The sequence below is a fragment of the Comamonas koreensis genome (assembly GCF_014076495.1).
GTDB classification, from domain to species: Bacteria; Pseudomonadota; Gammaproteobacteria; order Burkholderiales; family Burkholderiaceae_C; genus Comamonas; species Comamonas squillarum.
Map to the genome: position 1 here is coordinate 4,784,494 of NZ_CP043575.1, position 17,493 is coordinate 4,801,986.

A 17,493-nucleotide genomic window follows, 5' to 3' on the forward strand; every position below is an offset into this window, starting at 1 on the left:
TCACGCGAGACCCCACAAGCACTGACAAAACAAGTGGCAGCCTTTTTCACTTTGCTTTGGAGATACCCATGAACACCATCCGCCTCAACGCCCGCCGCACCGTGCTGCAAGCCATTGCCGCTGTCAGCCTGGGGGCAGCCCTCATGCCTGCTGCCTTTGCGGCAGAGGCCTTCCCCAACAAACCCATCACGATGGTCGTGCCCTTTGTGGCCGGCGGCACCACCGACATCCTGGCCCGCATCGTCGGCCAGTCGCTGGGCGAGGAGTTGGGCCAGCCAGTCATCATCGACAACCGTGCCGGTGCCGGTGGCAATATCGGCGGGCAGTTTGCCGCACGTGCGCCTGCTGACGGCTACACCATCTTCATGGGCACCGTGGGCACCCACGCGATCAATGAATGGCTCTACAAGAAGATGCCCTTCAGCCCCAACAAGGACTTTGCGCCGCTGACCCGCGTGGCCAATGTGCCCAACCTGCTGGTGGCCAATCCCGCCCAGCCTTTCAAGAACGTCAAGGAGCTGATCAGCTACGCCCAGGCCCATCCCGGCCAGGTGAACTTTGGCTCCTCGGGCAGCGGCAGCTCCATCCATCTATCCGGTGAGCTGTTCAAGATGATGGCCAAGGTCGACATGATCCACATCCCCTACAAGGGCAGCGCGCCGGCCGTGACCGACCTGCTGGGCAACCAGATTGCGATCATGTTCGACAACATGCCCTCGGCCATCCAGCATGTGCGCTCGGGCAAGCTGCGCCCGCTGGCCGTGACCACCGCCAAGCGCTCGCCCGAGCTGCCCGATGTGCCTACCGTTGCCGAAGCGGGCGTGCCGGGCTACGAGGCCACCTCCTGGTTTGGTCTTTTCGCCCCCACCAAGACGCCCGCCGATGTGCAGGCCAAGCTGCATGCCGCGATCATCAAGGTGTTGCAAAAGCCTGACGTGATCAAAAAGATTGGTGACCAGGGCGGCGAAGTGGTGACCGAATCGCAAGCGGAATTTGGCAAGTTCATCGCTGCTGAAAACGAGAAGTGGAAGCAAGTGGTGAAGACCTCGGGCGCGACCGCAGGCTGATTAACACAACAAGCGCCCAAACCAAAGCCGCCGACCCTGGATGCCCAGGACCGGCGGCTTTTTCTATGCAGCGCGGCTAAAGTATCAGACGCCGATCGGGCCGCCGTCCACCTTCTGGATCACCACCGTCGACGAGCGTGGGCGCACCTTGCCATCGGGCGCGCGGGTGGCATCGGCCGTGCCATAGGCAGGCCAGTTCACCGGGTGCTGGATGTTGAGGAAGATGCTGGTGTGGTCGGGGGTATAGGCAAAGCCGGTGATCTCGGCCTCGTTGGGGCCGACAAAGAAGCGGCGCAGCTCGGCCTGGTTGGCCGCATTGATGACCGGGCCCGTGCCCTTGGCATCCTTCATAGCACCGGGCACCACGGCCAGCATCTGGTCATTGGTGGCCTTGGCGACGGCATTGTTGCGGCCGCCGTCGATGCCGTTGTCGGTCTGGATCCACAGAATGCCGCGGTCATCGAAGGCAATGCCATCAGGGCTGGCCAGCTGGTTCATCTCGGTCAGGCCCGAGCGGTTGGTGTCGGCATTGCCCGCCGCGTCCGAGCCGAACACAAAGATATCCCAGCGGAAGGTGTTGGCGCCGGCATCGTCGTGCCAGCGCACGATGTGGCCGTTGACATTGTTCAGGCGCGGATTGGCCGGGTTGGTGCCGCGCTCGGCATTGCGGCTGGTGTTGTTGGTCAGGGTCAGGTAGACATCGCCATTGCTGGGGTGCACAGCGGTCCACTCGGGGCGGTCCATCGGGGTGGCACCGACAAAATCCGCCGCGCCGCGCGTGTTGATCAGAATGGCATCGATATTGCCAAAGGCCTCGCCCAGGCTGCGGCCGTCCTTGCCCTTGGTCGCCGGAGTCAGCGCCAGCCATTCGCCCTTGCCTTCGGCATCAAAGCGCGCCACATACAAGGTGCCCTTGTCCAGGTACTTGTGGCCCACGGCAATGCGGTCGCTGCGCTCGGCATCCTTGGGGTCCCACAGCGCTTCGGACACAAAGCGGTAGATGTACTCAAAGCGCGAATCATCGCCGCTGTAGAAGGCCAGCGGCTTGCCAGCCACCGGGATGCCGTAGGCGGCGCCTTCGTGGGCAAAGCGGCCCATCGCGGTGCGCTTGGTGGCCGTGCTCCCGGGGTCATACGGATCGATCTCAACCAGGTAGCCAAAGCCGTTGACCTCATTGCGCCAGTCCTGCAGGCCGTCGGTGCCAGTGGCAGTGATGTTGAAGCGGGCAAATTCGCCCTGCTGCTCGCTCGCGTCGCCCGCTGCGGTTTCCCACTGGTAGCGGCCCAGCTTGGCCTGCACGCCCACGCGCTTTTGCGCGGCGGTTTGCTCGCCGGTGTTGACAAAGCAGGCCGCCCAGTTTTCTTCGGCGGTGATGTAGGTGCCCCAAGGCGTGGTGCCATTGCCGCAGTTGTTGTTGGTGCCGCGCACTTGGCTGCCGGTGGTCGAGAACGGCGTCTTGACCCAGTCGGTTCCCGCCACGGGGCCGGACAGGTTCATCGGCGTGGCCGAGGTAAAGCGGCGGTTGTAGCGCGAGTTCTGGATGATCTCCCACTGGCTACCCTGCTTGCGCACATGCATCACCGCCACACCATGGGCGTTGATCTCCTTGCGCACTTCTTCTGCCGGGCGCTTGCCGCCCACCGAGGTGGGGCCGTTGGGGTGCAAGGCCTTCTCGTCGATGTACTCGTGGTTGACCACCAACAGGCCTTCGCTGGAGCTGCCTGCCAGCGGGAAGTAATGCATGCCGTCATGGTGCATGCCGGTGGAATGCAGCAGGTCTTGCGAGGTGTTGCGGCCTTCATTGCTCCAGGGTGCCGCCTGGTCGTTGAGCGGCGTGCCCCAAGCACCGATGACCGAGGCCACATAGCCGGCGGGCACCACGCAGGCGTCCGTCATCGAGTTGGGCAGCGAGGCAAAGCCGAGCTTGACGGCCTTGTCATCATCGCCATCGCCGCCGCCACCACAGGCGGAGATGCTCGCACCGGCAAACAGCGCCAGGGCCGAGCCCAGGCTGCCGCGCATCACCAGGCGGCGCGACATATGCGTTTCAAGGATGGTGCTGAAAGGGGTGTTGCCTTCCGTGTTGCGGACGACTTTGTCGGAAATGGATTTGCTCATCGCTGGGACTCTCCTGATGGTGGGACTGCCTGAGGGAAGGCCCAGTCTAGAAAGCAGAAATGACGGCTCCATGAATATCCGATGACGTCACGGCGCCGTCATGGAAGCGATACGTTTGTGCGTTATAAGCCGGCAACCAAGGCCAGCGCCAAGGCTGCTGGCGGGCGCTACCAGGGCTTTTGGTTCAGCACCCATCACTCCCGCCCAGCCCAGCTGATGCCAATGTTCAATCCATCCGGTAGCGGTGCTGCAAGGACTGGTCCAGACCGAACTCGACCAACAGCTGCTGCAGCCGCTCGGCCGCCGCGCGCTTTTTGTGGCCGGTGTACTTGGCCAGGATCAGCTCGTTCTTCATGCTGTGCTCCCAGCCGACCAGCTCGGTGACGGTGACCTGGTAGCCCTGGCTTTCCAGGTAGAGGCAGCGCAGCACATTGGTGATCTGGCTGCCCATCTCACGGGTGTGGATGGGGTGGCGCCACAACTCTGCCAAAGGGGTGCGCGCAAGGTTCATGGCCTTGTTCTGGCGCAGGCAGGCCGCCACTTCGGCCTGGCAGCAGGGCACCAGCACCATCGCGCGGGCCTGCTTTTCCAGGCCAAAGGCAATGGCGTCATCGGTGGCGGTATCGCAGGCATGCAGTGCGGTGACCACATCGAAGCGCTCGGGCACCGCATCGGTGCGGGTCGAATCCGCGACCGACATGTTGAGGAACGACATGCGGTCAAAACCCAGGTCGGCGGCCAGCTGCTGTGAGGCCTCGACCAAAGGCGCACGGGTTTCGATGCCGTAGATATGGCCACGGCCCAGGTATTTGAAAAACAGGTCGTAGAGGATAAAGCCGAGGTAGGATTTGCCCGCGCCATGGTCAGCCAGGCTGACCGGGTGGTCCTGCGCCGACAGCTCAGTCAGCAAAGGCTCGATGAACTGGTAGAGGTGGTAGACCTGCTTGAGCTTGCGGCGTGAATCCTGGTTCAGCTTGCCATCGCGCGTGAGGATGTGCAGCGCCTTGAGCAGTTCAATCGACTGGCCGGGCTTGAGCTCCAGCTGCTGGGCGACATCAGGGGCCGCAGGCTTGGTGGCAGGGCGGCCTGCGGCGCGCGGTGCTTTCATCGTTTTCATTCCTTGGCCTTGTCGCTGGCAGCGCCTGGGTGCGGAAAGGGGCAGCGTGGGCCCACGCCCAGGTCGAGCCAGCCCTCCAGGCCCAGCGCATCGAGCGTGTCCATGTTCTTTTCGTAGATCGCATCCGCCTCGGGAAAGGCCTCCACCGCTTTGTCGATGCTCTCCTCGCGCAGCAGGTGCAGGATCGGGTACGGCGAGCGATTCGTGCAGTTGGTCACATCATCGATGGTGGTGCCCTCGAACTGGAACAGGGGGTGGAACGAGGCCACCTGCAGGATGCCGCCCAGATCCAGCTCTTCGATCATTTCGTCGGCGATCTCCAGGAAATCATTGAAATCCAGAAAATCATGCAAAGCCTGGGGCAGGATCAGCAAGGTGGTGTCTCGCTTGTCGGGGTTGGCTTCGGCCAGCGCTTCGAGCTCGCGGTGCAGGTCGTGCGCGACCGCTTCGGCATCCTGCGCATCGCTCACCACATAGTGGATCTGGTCCTTGACATGCACGCCCTTGGCAAAGGGGCAAAGGTTCAAACCAATGACGGCCTTTTCCAGCCAGTTCACGGTGTAGGCGATCACCACTTGGTGCAAGGCCTCATCCGCAGGCGCGGGCGCAGCATGGGTATCGGTCATCGTGGGGCTTTCTGGTGGAGTTATGGGTGGCCAGCGGGGGCTGTCTGCGGGCCTTCACCCTGCAAATGGGCGGGCGCTTGGCGCCAGAGCGGCGCAGGGCCGCAGGCGGCAGAGGCTGACGCTGGGCCTGCCATTGTAGCGAGGCTGGCTTTGCCACCTGCCGCGCTACACCATGCCCACCGTGCCGGGGCCCGCCATCAGGGCACCAGAACGCGCTGGCCCGTCAGGCGTTCATGCTCTCGCAATGCATAGCGGTCGGTCATGCCGGCAATAAAGTCGGCCACCACGCGGGCGCAAGCGACTTGCTCCAAACCGGCCGCACGGGCGGCAAAGCGCGGCTTCATCTGCGCGGGCTCGGCCAGGTAGATGTCAAACAGCTCGCGCACGACGACCTTGGCTTGGCCAGTGGTCTGCACCACCTGCGGGTGGCGGTAGAGGTTCTTGAACAAAAAGCGCTTGAGCTCGGCCGACTCGGCCGCCATCGTGCTGCTGAAACCGACCAGGGCGGGCAGCTGGCGCACGGCATCCACATCGGCCGGCTGCGCGGCCTGCAGCCCAGCGCTGGTGTGGCGGATCACATCGTAGATCTGTTCGCTGAGCATGCGGCGCGTGGCCTCATACAGCCATTTGCGCTGCCAGCGCGGCTCCTGCAGTTGCGGGTACTCGGCCAGTGCCTCCTGGGCATAGCGGGCAAACAGCGGCACGCCCATCAGCTGCTCCAGGCTGATCAGGCCCGAGCGCACGCCGTCGTCCGCATCATGGGCGTTGTAGGCAATCTCATCGGCCAGATTGGCCAGCTGGGCCTCAAGCCCCGGCTGGTGGCCCAGCAAAAAACGCTGACCCACACCGCCGGGCTCGCGCTGCACCAGCTGGCGCGCGTGTTTGGCCGAGCAGTGCTTCAAAATGCCTTCCCGGGTCTCAAAGCAGAGGTTCAGGCCGCTGTAGTCCGGGTAGCGCTCTTCGAGCGTATCGACCACGCGCAGGCTTTGCATATTGTGCTCAAAGCCGCCAAAGTCCTGCATGCAGGCATTGAGCGCATCCTGGCCCGCATGGCCAAAAGGGGTGTGGCCCAGGTCATGGGCCAGGCAGATCGCTTCGGTCAGGTCTTCATTGATACGCAGCGCCCGCGCCACCGAGCGGCCCAGCTGCGCCACCTCGATCGAGTGCGTGAGGCGGGTGCGAAACAGGTCGCCCTCGTGGTTCAAAAAGACCTGGGTCTTGTAGACCAGACGGCGAAAGGCGGTGGAGTGGACAATCCGGTCGCGGTCACGCTGGAAGGCACTGCGCGTGGGCGCGGCCTCTTGCGCATGCAGACGGCCCTGGCTTCGGTGGGAGAAGCAGGCGTAAGGCGCCAGGCCCAGCTCGGTCCAGATCTGCTGGGACTCGGCCGGCTGCATCAGCAGCGAGGGACGGTCCATCCGGTCAGGCCTGTACTGCGCCGGCGCAGCACAGGTCGATGACTTCGCGCACCAGCGCATCAGGCGCCTCGCGCACCACCGCCTTGCCGGGGCCATCGATCAGCACAAAGCGGATCGCACCGGCCTGGGATTTCTTGTCGTGGCGCATCAGCTCCAGATAGCGGCCCGCGTTGTCATTGGCATCCAAAATGGCGCCGCGCACCGGCAAACCGGCACGCGCCACCAGGGCACGCAGGCGCTGCACAAAGGCCGCATCGACCAGGCCTAGACGCTGGGACAGTTCGGCAGCCATCACCATGCCGGCGCCCACGCCTTCGCCATGCAGCCAGACGCCATAGCCCATGCCGGCTTCGATCGCATGGCCAAAGGTGTGGCCAAAGTTCAAAATGGCACGCAGGTCTGCCTCGCGCTCGTCCTTGGAGACCACATCGGCCTTGATCTCGCAGCTGCGGCGCACCGCATGGGCCAATGCGCGCTTGTCGCCCGCAATCAGCGCAGGCATCTCGGCCTCCAGCCAATCCATAAAGGCCATATCTGCAATCGGGCCGTACTTGATGACTTCGGCCAGGCCAGCGCTCAGCTCGCGTGCGGGCAAGGTGTCAAAGGTGTCCAGGTCACAGACCACCAGCTGGGGCTGGTAGAAGGCGCCGATCATGTTCTTGCCCAGCGGGTGGTTGATGCCGGTCTTACCGCCGACCGACGAATCGACCTGCGACAGCAAGGTGGTGGGCACCTGCACAAAGGGCACGCCGCGCATAAAGCTGGCAGCGGCAAAGCCGGTCATATCGCCCACGACACCGCCGCCCAGCGCAAACAGCACCGTCTTGCGGTCGGCGCCGTTGTGCATCAGTGCATCAAAGATGCCTTGCAGGGTTGTCCAGTTCTTGTGCGCCTCGCCATCGGGCAGCTCCACCAGCTCCACCTTGGGGTAGTGCGGCGCCAGCGCAGCCTGCAGCTGGCGGGCGTAGAGCGGGGCCACCGTGTCGTTGCTGACGATCAGCGCCTGCGAAGCCTTGGGGCAGTGCGCAAAGGTGTCCGCCTGGGAGAGCAAGCCAGCAGCAATCAGGATGGGGTAGGAGCGGTCGCCCAGATCAATATGAACAGTGTCGGTCACAGGTGTTTGCGTCGGGAAGTTGTACGGGTTCGCCCGCCCATTATCGGGGAGTTGCCAGATTCGCGCCCAACTGAGGCACCAAGCCAGCGAGCTCGGCCTGCATGCTGACCTTGCGCATCACCTGGCCAGTGCCGCAACGCAAGGTGTCTATCGTGAAATGCGCCGTCTCTTCGTACAGGGCCGCGCGCACGGCCAGCAGGTCCTTGAGGCGCTTGAGCGTGTCATCGCCTTGCAGCAAGGGGCGCCCGGTATCGTTGCGCAGGCGCCGGGCAATGTCTTCAGGGCTGGAATGCAGGTAGAACACCGTTGTGTGGGCATGCAGCACCGCGCGGTTTTCTGGCCGCAGCACCGCGCCGCCGCCGGTGGACAAAATGCAGGCCCGCTCCCGTGTCGCAAGCGCGGCAATCACCTGGGCCTCGACATCCCGAAAAGCCTGCTCGCCATGGACCGAGAAATACTCCTTGATCGTGCAGCCCAGTTGCGCCTCGATCACATGGTCGGAATCGACAAAATCCACACCCCAAAGGCGTGCCAGCTGCCGGCCGATGGTGGATTTCCCACTGCCGGGCAGCCCAATCAAACACACGGAAGGTGCCATCGCGCTAGATCCTGAAAACGGACTGCACATGATATGGCAATGGCGGGCATAAAAAAACCTCCGGGGGTGCCGGAGGTTTTTGGGCAGACCCGGTCAGGGGTCTACATCAACGCGATCAGGATGTCGCGCCGGGCGTTGGTGTCGTTGGCGTGCAGGTGCCAGCTGTGTCAGTGACACGGAAGGTCACTTCTCGACTGACCGAATTGGTCGCGTTCTTCGCCGTTACAAACATGCGGTAGGTAGCTACATCTGCACAAGTCAAGGGTGCACCCGACGCGATGCGACCAGTCGTGCCTTGACCCACCACTTGCAACCAGCTAGGCGCACCTTCCAGAACCCAGGTCACATTGTCACCAGTCGCGGAGAAGGTGTAGGTGTAGGAGGTTCCCACTTCCACAGAGGCAATCGGGCAAGGCGAAGTCGACGAGCCGGTGCAACCGTTTATGGTGAAGGCAACTGGGTTGTCTGGCAGGTTACCCACTACGGTCAGCACCAGGGTTTGACGTGCAGTAGCGCCGTTGGCATCGCGCACATTCAGCACCACGGTGTATGCGCCAGGGCCCTTGACATTCGGTGTGCCGGAAATCAGGCCATCCGAGCTCAGACTCAGACCTGTGGGCAGGGTCGAAGTGGTGGACCACAGGAAAGGAGCAACACCACCTTCTACAACCAGGGCATGAGAATAGGGCTCGGCATTCTGCACCGTCTGGGCCAATTCTGACTCAGGAATGCTCAGTGCGCTGGAGGCAATCGCATGCACAACGGGAATCACAGCGTACTGGGTGATGGGTTGCTGGATGCCATTGGTCAGGTCATTGTCAGCGCGGTCGACTGTCAAACGCAGCAGCAGGGAGCCCGAAGCAGGACCGCTGGCCACGGAGAACTGGCCTACGCCATTGACGGTGCTGATCTGGATAGAGCCACTGTTGGTCTGGCCACCGGCCAGCAACCTGGCGCCGTCGGATGCCGCATTGGGCACAATGCTGACCTGCAGGTTGGCATTGCCCGAGCTGCTCACGGGCTGGTCATTGTCGTTCTTGAGGATCGCCTGCACCACCACGCTGTTGGGGATGTTGTTTACATTGTCACGCGAGCCGACATAGGAGGCATCCTTGGTCAACGTGACTGTCGCTGGCGTTGCGGTGCTGCCGCCGCCAACCTTCACGGTTGCGCGGTCGGTGTAGACCTTGTTGTCACGCGGATCGGTCACGCTGCACTGTACGGTGACTTCTCCGGCAATGTCGTGCGAGATGATATGGAACGACGCACCACCGGCGTTGGAGCCCAGGGTGATATTGCGGTAAGCACCTGGAACCTTGACAGTCCCGGTTCCAGATGGAATCTCAACGGTATGCTCATCCTTACCATCCAGGTAGTAAAGCGCGCCGGAGTCCAGACCCGAGGTGATGTTGCAGGAAAAAGCCCCGTCTTCTTGGTTTGGAATGGGATTGCTGCCTGCGTTGGCCTGGATGTACAGGGTCGACATGTACGGGTAGTAATCACCATTGGAATAGCCCGGCAAGCTACTTCCAACATTCACTGGCACCGTTGTCTTGGAAGACGTCAGCTTGATGCTGTACTGCAGTTGCGCTTCACCACCGCTACCACCGCCGCCGCCACAGGCGGCCAACAACAGTGGCGCCACCAGCACCAAGGGCTTCAACAAATTTCTCATAGCTCTCCCTATCAATCTTAATTAACGCATTTCACCGCGGTCTGAAATCATCTTTGGAGTGATGAACACCAGCATCTCGCGCTTTTCCGATTCACGAACATTGCTCTTGAACAGATTGCCCAGCACCGGCACATCGCCCAACAAAGGAATCTTGTTGGTGGTCGATGTTTCCGAGAGCTCGAAAATACCGCCAATCACCACGGTACCGCCATTTTCCACCAAGACTTGGGTCTTAATGTGCTTGGTATCGATCGCCGGGCCCGCAGAGGTATTCGCCCCCTGGGAGTCCTTGGAGACATCCAGGTCCAGAATGATGCTGCCTTCAGGGGTGATCTGGGGCACCACTTCGAGCTTGAGCACCGCCTTTTTGAATTCCACCGTGGTCGCACCGTTTTGTGCAGAGTTCTGGTACGGGATTTCCGTCCCTTGCTCGATCAGCGCCTTGGTCTGGTCGGCCGTGATCAAGCGTGGGCTGGAGACAATCTTGCCCTTGCCATCGGCTTCCATGGCCGACAACTCCAACGCCAAAAAGCGATTGGCCGCCGAGTTGAAAATCGACAGTGCGAAGGAGCCACTGCCACCACCGGTGGACAACACGGCAGGCAGGTTGACAAAGCTACCGTTGGAGGTGTTAGTACCACCCATACCCGTGGTTCCCACCGCATTGTCATAGCTGGTGCCAAAGCCCACGCGGTTGCCGCCCCCAATGCTGTAGCCACCATCACCCCCATTGGCAGCGCGCATATCGCCACCGCCCAGGCGCACACCCAGCGCACGTCCAAAGGTGTCGCGCGCCTCCACAATGCGCGCCTCAATCAGCACCTGGCGCACGGGAATGTCCAGGGTCACGAGCAGGCGTCTGAACTCTTCGAGCTTGGCAGGGATGTCCGTAATGAACAGCTGGTTGGTGCGAGGCTCGGCAATGGCCGAACCACGTGCGGTCAAGAAACGGCTTTGCGTACCGCCGGTTCCACCCCCACCGCCGGAATTGCTGGTAATTTGCTTGAGCAACTCAGTCGCCTTCGCATAGTTCAGCTGGAACGACTGGGTCTGCAGCGGCGTCTTTTCCTCGAGCTTGGCGACCGCATCAAAGTCCTTCTGGATGCGCTCGTCGATTTCATCCTTGGGCGCAATCCACAGAACCGTGCCGGACTTGCGCATGCCCAGGCCCTTGGCATCCAGAATGATCTGCAAGGCTTGGTCCCAGGGCACGTCTTTCAAACGCAGCGTCAGCGCGCCATTGACGGTGTCCGAGGTCACAATATTGAAGTTGGTGAAGTCAGCAATCACCTGCAACAGCGAGCGCACTTCAATATTCTGGAAGCTCAGCGACAGCTTTTCACCCGTGAAGGTGCCTGATGAACCCAGCTTGTTCGGATCAGTCTTGCGCTGGCGCACTTCGACGACGAACTGGTTGTCGCTTTGGTAGGCACTGTGTTCCCACTCACCCGCATTTTTCAACTGCACAAACACGGTGCTACCAGACTGGCGTGCCGAGATCATGCCCACTGGCGTGCCAAAGTCGGCCACATCGAGCCTGCGGCGCAATGCCTCGGGCAGCAGGGTATGCTGCAACTCCAAGGTCAGGCCATCGCCTTGCTTGGAGATATTCACGCCCACCTTGTTGTTCGGCAACGTGATCACCAAACGGCCCGCTCCATCGGTACCACGGCGGAAATCCAGATCCGACAGCGGCTGCGAATAGTTATTGCCGTCTTCGGCAAACTGGGTGTTTTGCGCATTGACGCTGGCAACCGCCTTGGCAGCGGGCTCCAACGCCACCAGCAAGTCATTGCCGCTCACTTCGGTCTTGTAGCTGGTGCTTTCCTTGAGGTTCAGCACCACACGGGCCTTGGTGTCCGTCTCCACAACATTCAAGGAACGCAAATTGCCTTGGTTGAGCTCTACCCGGTTGCTGGGCATCGCGCTTTTGAACCCTGGCAGGTCCAGCACCACGCGTGCGGGTGATTGGATGCTGAAGGTTTCGGGCAAGACCAGCGGCGCACCGTCGGTCTCAATCTTGACCATCTCCACGCCATCGCGCACCAGGGTCGAGACTTTGTTGATACGCCCCTGTGCCAGCGCCCAGGATGGCAGCAGCATGGCCATCAAAGGGATAAGTACACTGAATTTCTTCATTTTTTGGCCTCCTGCAGCTCGAGCACTGCATCTCTCTCTATCCATTCACCCACACCATCTTGCACAATCTCCCGCAGGGTGATGGCGCTGTCGCTGATGCTTTTTATCTTTCCGTAGTTCTGGCCCATGTACATGCCCTTGCTGACCTGGTAGATCAGGCTATCGGCCTTGACCAGCGCGACGTCCTGCGCGCCCTTTTTCAAGAAACCCACCATGGAAATGGTGTCGAGCGGAAACGACTCAAGCTGCTCTTTGCGCCGCGCACGCTCGGGCGCCACCAGTGCATCCGAGATGGTTGCTGGTGCGTTTGGACTGCCACCCAACAGGGCTGCCAAGCGTTCCTTGCTGAAAGGATCAAGCGTCGCACTGGCCAGATAGCCTTGCGGCACGAACTCTTTGGGGGCGCTGATGGGCTTGACCGAAGGTCGGGTGCTCGCCTGCTCCTGCTGCATCCACTGCTGCAGGTCGTCGCCTTCGTCACTGCAGCCTGCCAGCAGCGACACCGCCAGCGCAGCGCCTATCCATTTAGACAAAGTATGCATATCCCACCCTACTTCTTCCCTTTTTGTTTGGACTTCGCAGCTTGCTGCTCTTGGAGTTCCTGCGGATCCAAATAGCGGAAGGTTCTGGCCGTGGCATTCAACGCCAAGGTAGCGCTGTCCTTGCTGGCAGGCGCCAAAGCGATATTGTTCAAGGTCACGATACGGGAGAGATTGGCGACATCGGCCGCAAAAAAGCCGATGTCGTGGTACTTGCCATTGACCTTCAGCGTAATCGGCAACTCCGCGTAATAGTCCCTCACCACCGTCTGACCTGGCTTGAACAGGTCAAATTGCAAGCTGCGACCAATACCCGCCTGGTTGATATCCGACAGCAGCGCTGCCATCTCCGCTTTGCTGGGCAGTTGCTTTTCCAACTGGGTGACATACTGCAAAACCTGCTCGCGCTGCTTGCGCAGCGCATCGAGGTTGACGGCCTTGCGCAAACGCGTTTTGTAGTCTTCCTTGAGCTTGAGTTCCTGGGCCTGAGCTGTCGTCAACTCGTCTTCAAAACTGCTCAGATAGGCATACCAGCCCAGGCCGATCACCACGGCTGCAATAACCACCAATAAAACCGCACGCGGTGCAGCCGGCCAAACAGAAGGATCCTTCGGATCGAGATTTTGAAACTGGCGCTGAAAGCCTTGCAGCGCCTCTCCCACCTGTATATTTTTTTTCGTTGCCATGGTCGCCCTTATTTTTTCAGCGCCTGCGCGTTTTGGGCCTGCTCTACATCGCTGGAGCGCATCAGGCCAAAACGCAGGTTGAAGCCAGCGACACGCTTTTTCTCACGCGCATTGACCTGGGTGGTGGTGCCGACCACCTCGACCAGTTCGGGCTTGGACAGCCAGGGCGTCTTGGTCGCCAGGCTGTTGAGCAACTCGGACACCCGTTCATTCGATTGGGCGATGCCCTGGATCTGCACGGTCTGATCTTGCTGCTTGAGACTCTCGATATAGACACCATCGGGCAGTTGCAGCACCAGCTCATTGAGCAAATGCACCGGCAGATTGCGGTCGGACTGCAGATCCTCCACCGCCTTTTGCCGCGCCTTCAGCGCAGCAATTTCTGCATCGATCTTGGCCACATCGGCGATCTTGACATCCAAGGCCTTGATCTCGCGCGTCAGCAGCGCATTGCGCTGGCCTTGCAGATCGATCTTGTACTGGTAGAACATGTACACGGCACCGCAGACCAGCGCTCCCACCAGGGCAGCGGCCACCATCGATGCCTGAAAGCTCTCTTTGCGCTTCTTGCGCGCAGCCTCGCGGTGGGGGAGCAGATTGATCAAGATCATGCTGCATACCTCCGCAGTGCCAGACCGCAGGCGGTGAGGTAGGTGGTGAAGTCCTTGCTCTTGGCTCGGGACCGCACGGCGGCATCCATCACCATGTCTTCAAACGGGTTGGCAGCAGATGCGGCAAAGCCGGTCGCATCGATTACCGCATCCGTCAGGCCGCTCAGCACCGCAGAGCCGCCCGCGAGCAGGATGTGGTCAATGCGGTTGTGCGGTGTACTCGTAAAGAAAAACTGCAAAGCGCGGTTGATCTCCTGCCCAATGCTCTCGACAAAGGGCTTGAGAACAACCTGCTTGTAGTCGGCGGGCAAATCACCGCCGCGTTTTTTCTGCTCGGCCTCTTCTTGCGAGAAGCCGTACTGGCGCATGATCATCTGCGTGAGCTGGCCCCCGTTGAAGGACTGGTCACGCTCATAGATCACCTGGTTGTTGTGGATGATCTGCAGGAAGGAGGCGTTGCCACCGATCTCAAAGATGGCGATAAAGGCATCCTTGCCTTTGCTGGGCATATTGCCAATCAAGCGCCGGGCCGCCAGCGCGGTGGCGTTGGACTCGATCTCCAGCACGACGGGCTTGAGGCCTGCCGCTTCTGCCAGGCCCTGCCGGTCTTGCACCGTCTCCTTGCGGGCAGCCGCGATCAACACGTCGACGTCCCCCACCGAATTGGAGGATGGGCCGATGACGTAGAAATCCAGATTCACCTCATCGAGGGAAAATGGTATGTATTGGTTAGCTTCTGATTCAACTTGAAACTCCATCTCGAGCTCGGAGAGCCCCGATGGCAGCACGATTTTCTTCTGAATCACGGCAGAAAGCGGCAACGCCAGTGCCGCTTGCTTGGTGCGCGTGCCGCTTTTTTTGACCAGCCGCCGCAAGGAATCAGCGACTTCGTCAAAACGCTCGATGCCCGACTCGGTGACCCAGCCAGGCTCCAGCAGCTCTTGTGCACAGCGCTCAACAATGAATTGACCGCTGCCGCTCCTCCCCAGTTCAACCAACTTGATGCTCGACGCGCTCACATCTATCCCCAAGAGGCTAGGCGGCTGGCGTCGGAACAAAGATCCCATTGAGACCAAGATGGGCTCCTCCCTAATTTGCTCTATATTGAGCTACAAAACTTAACACTCCCTATGAATGCTATCAGCAAGATAGTCGCGCAGCAAAGAACCACCGGCTCCCAGACCCAATTCGTTGTCAAAACAATACGATACAAGGGATACATTGGACGCAGCATGACATTTGTCACAAGCTAATTCAAAACCGGCGCGAACCCCATCCCAGGCAGCCGCGTGATAGCATCCCCTGCTTATGCAAGCTCCTCTCGACGGTCTGACCCCATGAATCCAGACGCTCCGATCTCGCGCAGAACGCCTGACAAACCTCCCGCCAAGTCTCCCAAGCAACCCAAGCCATCGAGCTTCGCCACCAAGACCATGAAGTTCTTTGGCTGGCTGCTGGCCTTGCTGGTGGCCGGTGCCATCGCTGGCGCTGCGGTGGTTGCCGTTGGCCTGGCCATGGCCTACCCCAACCTGCCCGATGTCTCCGAGCTGGCCGACTACCGGCCCAAGCTGCCGATGCGCGTTTACTCCTCCGAAGGTGCGCTGCTGGGCGAATTCGGTGAAGAGCGCCGCAATTTGACCCCGATCAGCGAGATTCCCAAGGTCATGGTGGACGCCGTGCTGGCGATCGAAGACACGCGCTTTTTCGAGCACAGTGGTGTGGACTACAAGGGCATGGCGCGCGCGCTGCTCGCCAACCTGGGGCGCGAAAAGGCCCAGGGTGCGTCCACCATCACGATGCAGGTGGCCCGCAATGTCTATCTATCATCTGAAAAAACCTATACCCGCAAGATATATGAGATCCTGCTGACCTTGAAGCTCGAGCACACCCTCAGCAAGAACCAGATTCTGGAAATCTACATGAACCAGATCTACCTGGGCAACCGTGCCTACGGCTTCTCGGCCGCGTCCGAAACCTATTTCGGCAAGCCGCTCAAGGATGTCACGGTGGCAGAAGCGGCCATGCTCGCCGGCCTGCCCAAGGCCCCCTCGGCCTACAACCCGATCAGCAACCCCAAGCGCGCCCGCATTCGCCAGCTCTACATCATTGACCGGATGGAAGAGAACCACTTCATCACGCCGGCCCAGGCCAGCCAGGCACGCGAGGAGTCGCTCAAGATCCGATCGAGCTATGCGGACAACCGCGTGCATGCCGAATATGTGGCCGAGATGGCGCGCCAGCTGATCTTTGCACAGTACGGCAGCGAGGCCTACACACGCGGTCTCAACGTCTACACCACCTTGATCGCCAGCGACCAAGAAAAGGCCTACGAGGCGCTGCGCAAGGGCATCATGGACTATGAGAAGCGCCAGCACTACCGCGGCCCGGAGAAGTTCATCACGCTGCCAGCCGCCGGCCAGGAGCGGGACGAGGCCATTGACGAGGTGCTGGCCCAGCACCCGGACAACGGCAATATCCTGTCTGCCGTTGTGCTTGAGGCTGCGCCGCGCAAGGTCGTGGTCATCCGCGCCGATGGTGATCCGATCGAGATCACCGGGGACGGCCTCAAGCCCGTGCAATCGGGCCTGAGCGACAAGGCGCCGCCCAACACCAAGCTGCGCCCAGGCGCCGTGGTGCGCATCATGGAAACTGCCAAGAAGACCTTTGAGCTGACCCAACTGCCCGAGGTGGAAGGCGCCTTTGTCTCACTCGACCCGCGCAGTGGCGCCATCAAGGCGCTGGTCGGTGGCTTTGATTTCGACAAGAACAAGTTCAACCACGTGACCCAGGCCTGGCGCCAGCCGGGCTCCAGCTTCAAGCCCTTCATCTATTCGGCAGCGCTGGAAAAAGGCTTCTCGCCCACCACGGTGATCAATGATGCGCCGCTGAGCTTCCCGGGATCGGCCGGCCAGCAGCCCTGGGAGCCCAAGAACTCCGACGGCCGTTTCGATGGCCCGATGACCATGCGCCAGGCGCTGGCACGCTCCAAGAACCTGGTGACCATCCGTGTGATGCAATCGGTAGGCCCCAAGAAGGCGCAGGAATGGGTGACCAAGTTCGGCTTTGATGCCGACAAGCAGCCCCCTTACCTACCGATGGCCTTGGGCGCGGGCTCCGTCACCCCGATGCAGATGGTGGCGGCCTATTCGGTGTTTGCGAATGGCGGGCACCGGGTCAATCCCTACCTGATTGCCAAGATCACCGACCACCGCGGCAATGTGCTGTCTGAGTTTGCACCACCGGCCACTGAGGACCTGCCGCGCGCCATCGACGCCCGCAACGCCTTTGTGATGGACTCGCTGCTGCAGGATGTCGCCCGTTACGGCACCGCTGCCAAAGCCCAGGCCCAGCTCAAGCGCCCGGACATCTATGGCAAGACCGGCACCACCAATGACTCGGTGGACGCCTGGTTTGCTGGCTTCCAGCCGACCAATGCAGCGGTGGTCTGGATGGGCTATGACAACCCACGCAGCTTGGGAGCGCGCGAATATGGTGGGGGCTTGAGCCTGCCCATCTGGATCAACTACATGCAGCACGCGCTCAAGGATGTGCCCGTGGCCAAGATGACGCCACCCAGCGGCCTGCTCAATGTGGGCGGAGACTGGCTCTACGAAGAATATGCGCGCAGCGCCCCCAACCTGGGACTGGACTCCCCCGCCTCGACCGCCGGCACCATGGTGCCGCCGCCGAACTCGGAAGAGCGCAACCAGATTCTGGACCTGTTCCGCAACTGACGCAGCGCCAGCGCCCAGACAAAAGGCCAGCCCGCATTGCGCGGACTGGCC

14 protein-coding genes are annotated in these 17,493 nt (G+C 61.1%); 2 read left to right on the forward strand and 12 right to left on the reverse strand.

The genetic code is table 11. The annotated features are described in order from the left end of the window. Window positions 1–68: 68 nt before the first annotated feature. Window positions 69–1,067: a Bug family tripartite tricarboxylate transporter substrate binding protein gene (locus tag F0Q04_RS21900; protein WP_182343516.1), complete on the forward strand. Its 999-nt coding sequence runs from the start codon at window positions 69–71 to the stop codon at window positions 1,065–1,067. Window positions 1,068–1,151: 84 nt separating this feature from the next. On the opposite strand, the gene F0Q04_RS21905 is transcribed toward F0Q04_RS21900, so the two are convergent. The 12 genes from F0Q04_RS21905 to F0Q04_RS21960 form a co-directional block, all read right to left on the reverse strand. Continuing rightward, window positions 1,152–3,185, reverse strand: a complete 2,034-nt coding sequence (locus F0Q04_RS21905; RefSeq protein ID WP_182343518.1) for a PhoX family protein — start codon at window positions 3,183–3,185, stop codon at window positions 1,152–1,154. Between the two features lie 226 nt (window positions 3,186–3,411). Then, the gene (locus F0Q04_RS21910; RefSeq protein WP_182343520.1) at window positions 3,412–4,293 is read right to left on the reverse strand and encodes a class I SAM-dependent methyltransferase; all 882 of its coding nucleotides are present in this window, start codon (window positions 4,291–4,293) and stop codon (window positions 3,412–3,414) included. Window positions 4,294–4,298: 5 nt separating this feature from the next. After that, the gene (locus F0Q04_RS21915; protein ID WP_182343522.1) at window positions 4,299–4,928 is read right to left on the reverse strand and encodes a DUF1415 domain-containing protein; all 630 of its coding nucleotides are present in this window, start codon (window positions 4,926–4,928) and stop codon (window positions 4,299–4,301) included. Window positions 4,929–5,125: 197 nt separating this feature from the next. After that, window positions 5,126–6,325 (reverse strand): deoxyguanosinetriphosphate triphosphohydrolase, encoded by a 1,200-nt coding sequence (locus tag F0Q04_RS21920; protein ID WP_182345850.1) that lies wholly within the window; start codon window positions 6,323–6,325, stop codon window positions 5,126–5,128. Between the two features lie 25 nt (window positions 6,326–6,350). After that, the gene (aroB, locus tag F0Q04_RS21925; RefSeq protein WP_116926450.1) at window positions 6,351–7,460 is read right to left on the reverse strand and encodes a 3-dehydroquinate synthase; all 1,110 of its coding nucleotides are present in this window, start codon (window positions 7,458–7,460) and stop codon (window positions 6,351–6,353) included. A gap of 40 nt (window positions 7,461–7,500) precedes the next feature. After that, window positions 7,501–8,058 (reverse strand): shikimate kinase, encoded by a 558-nt coding sequence (locus F0Q04_RS21930; RefSeq protein WP_116926451.1) that lies wholly within the window; start codon window positions 8,056–8,058, stop codon window positions 7,501–7,503. Window positions 8,059–8,173: 115 nt separating this feature from the next. Further along, on the reverse strand, window positions 8,174–9,733 hold the full coding sequence (locus F0Q04_RS21935) for an Ig domain-containing protein (RefSeq protein ID WP_116926452.1): 1,560 nt from the start codon (window positions 9,731–9,733) through the stop codon (window positions 8,174–8,176). 21 nt (window positions 9,734–9,754) lie between these two features. Next, complete coding sequence (gene pilQ / locus F0Q04_RS21940; RefSeq protein WP_232539434.1) at window positions 9,755–11,872, reverse strand: type IV pilus secretin PilQ; 2,118 nt, start codon at window positions 11,870–11,872, stop codon at window positions 9,755–9,757. After that, window positions 11,869–12,414 (reverse strand): pilus assembly protein PilP, encoded by a 546-nt coding sequence (locus F0Q04_RS21945; protein ID WP_021026119.1) that lies wholly within the window; start codon window positions 12,412–12,414, stop codon window positions 11,869–11,871. Before F0Q04_RS21945 ends, pilQ begins: the two co-directional genes overlap by 4 nt. Window positions 12,415–12,422: 8 nt before the next feature. Continuing rightward, entirely contained in the window at window positions 12,423–13,097 is a 675-nt protein-coding gene (locus F0Q04_RS21950) for a type 4a pilus biogenesis protein PilO (RefSeq protein ID WP_182343528.1), read from the reverse strand. Window positions 13,098–13,105: 8 nt separating this feature from the next. Then, complete coding sequence (locus F0Q04_RS21955; protein WP_116926456.1) at window positions 13,106–13,708, reverse strand: PilN domain-containing protein; 603 nt, start codon at window positions 13,706–13,708, stop codon at window positions 13,106–13,108. Then, complete coding sequence (locus tag F0Q04_RS21960; protein ID WP_116926457.1) at window positions 13,705–14,784, reverse strand: pilus assembly protein PilM; 1,080 nt, start codon at window positions 14,782–14,784, stop codon at window positions 13,705–13,707. Before F0Q04_RS21960 ends, F0Q04_RS21955 begins: the two co-directional genes overlap by 4 nt. Window positions 14,785–15,141: 357 nt before the next feature. Between F0Q04_RS21960 and F0Q04_RS21965 the strand changes: the two genes are divergently transcribed. After that, window positions 15,142–17,442 carry a penicillin-binding protein 1A gene (locus F0Q04_RS21965; protein WP_116926458.1) on the forward strand — a complete coding sequence of 767 codons (2,301 nt, stop codon included), beginning with the start codon at window positions 15,142–15,144 and terminating at the stop codon, window positions 17,440–17,442. Window positions 17,443–17,493 lie beyond the last annotated feature (51 nt).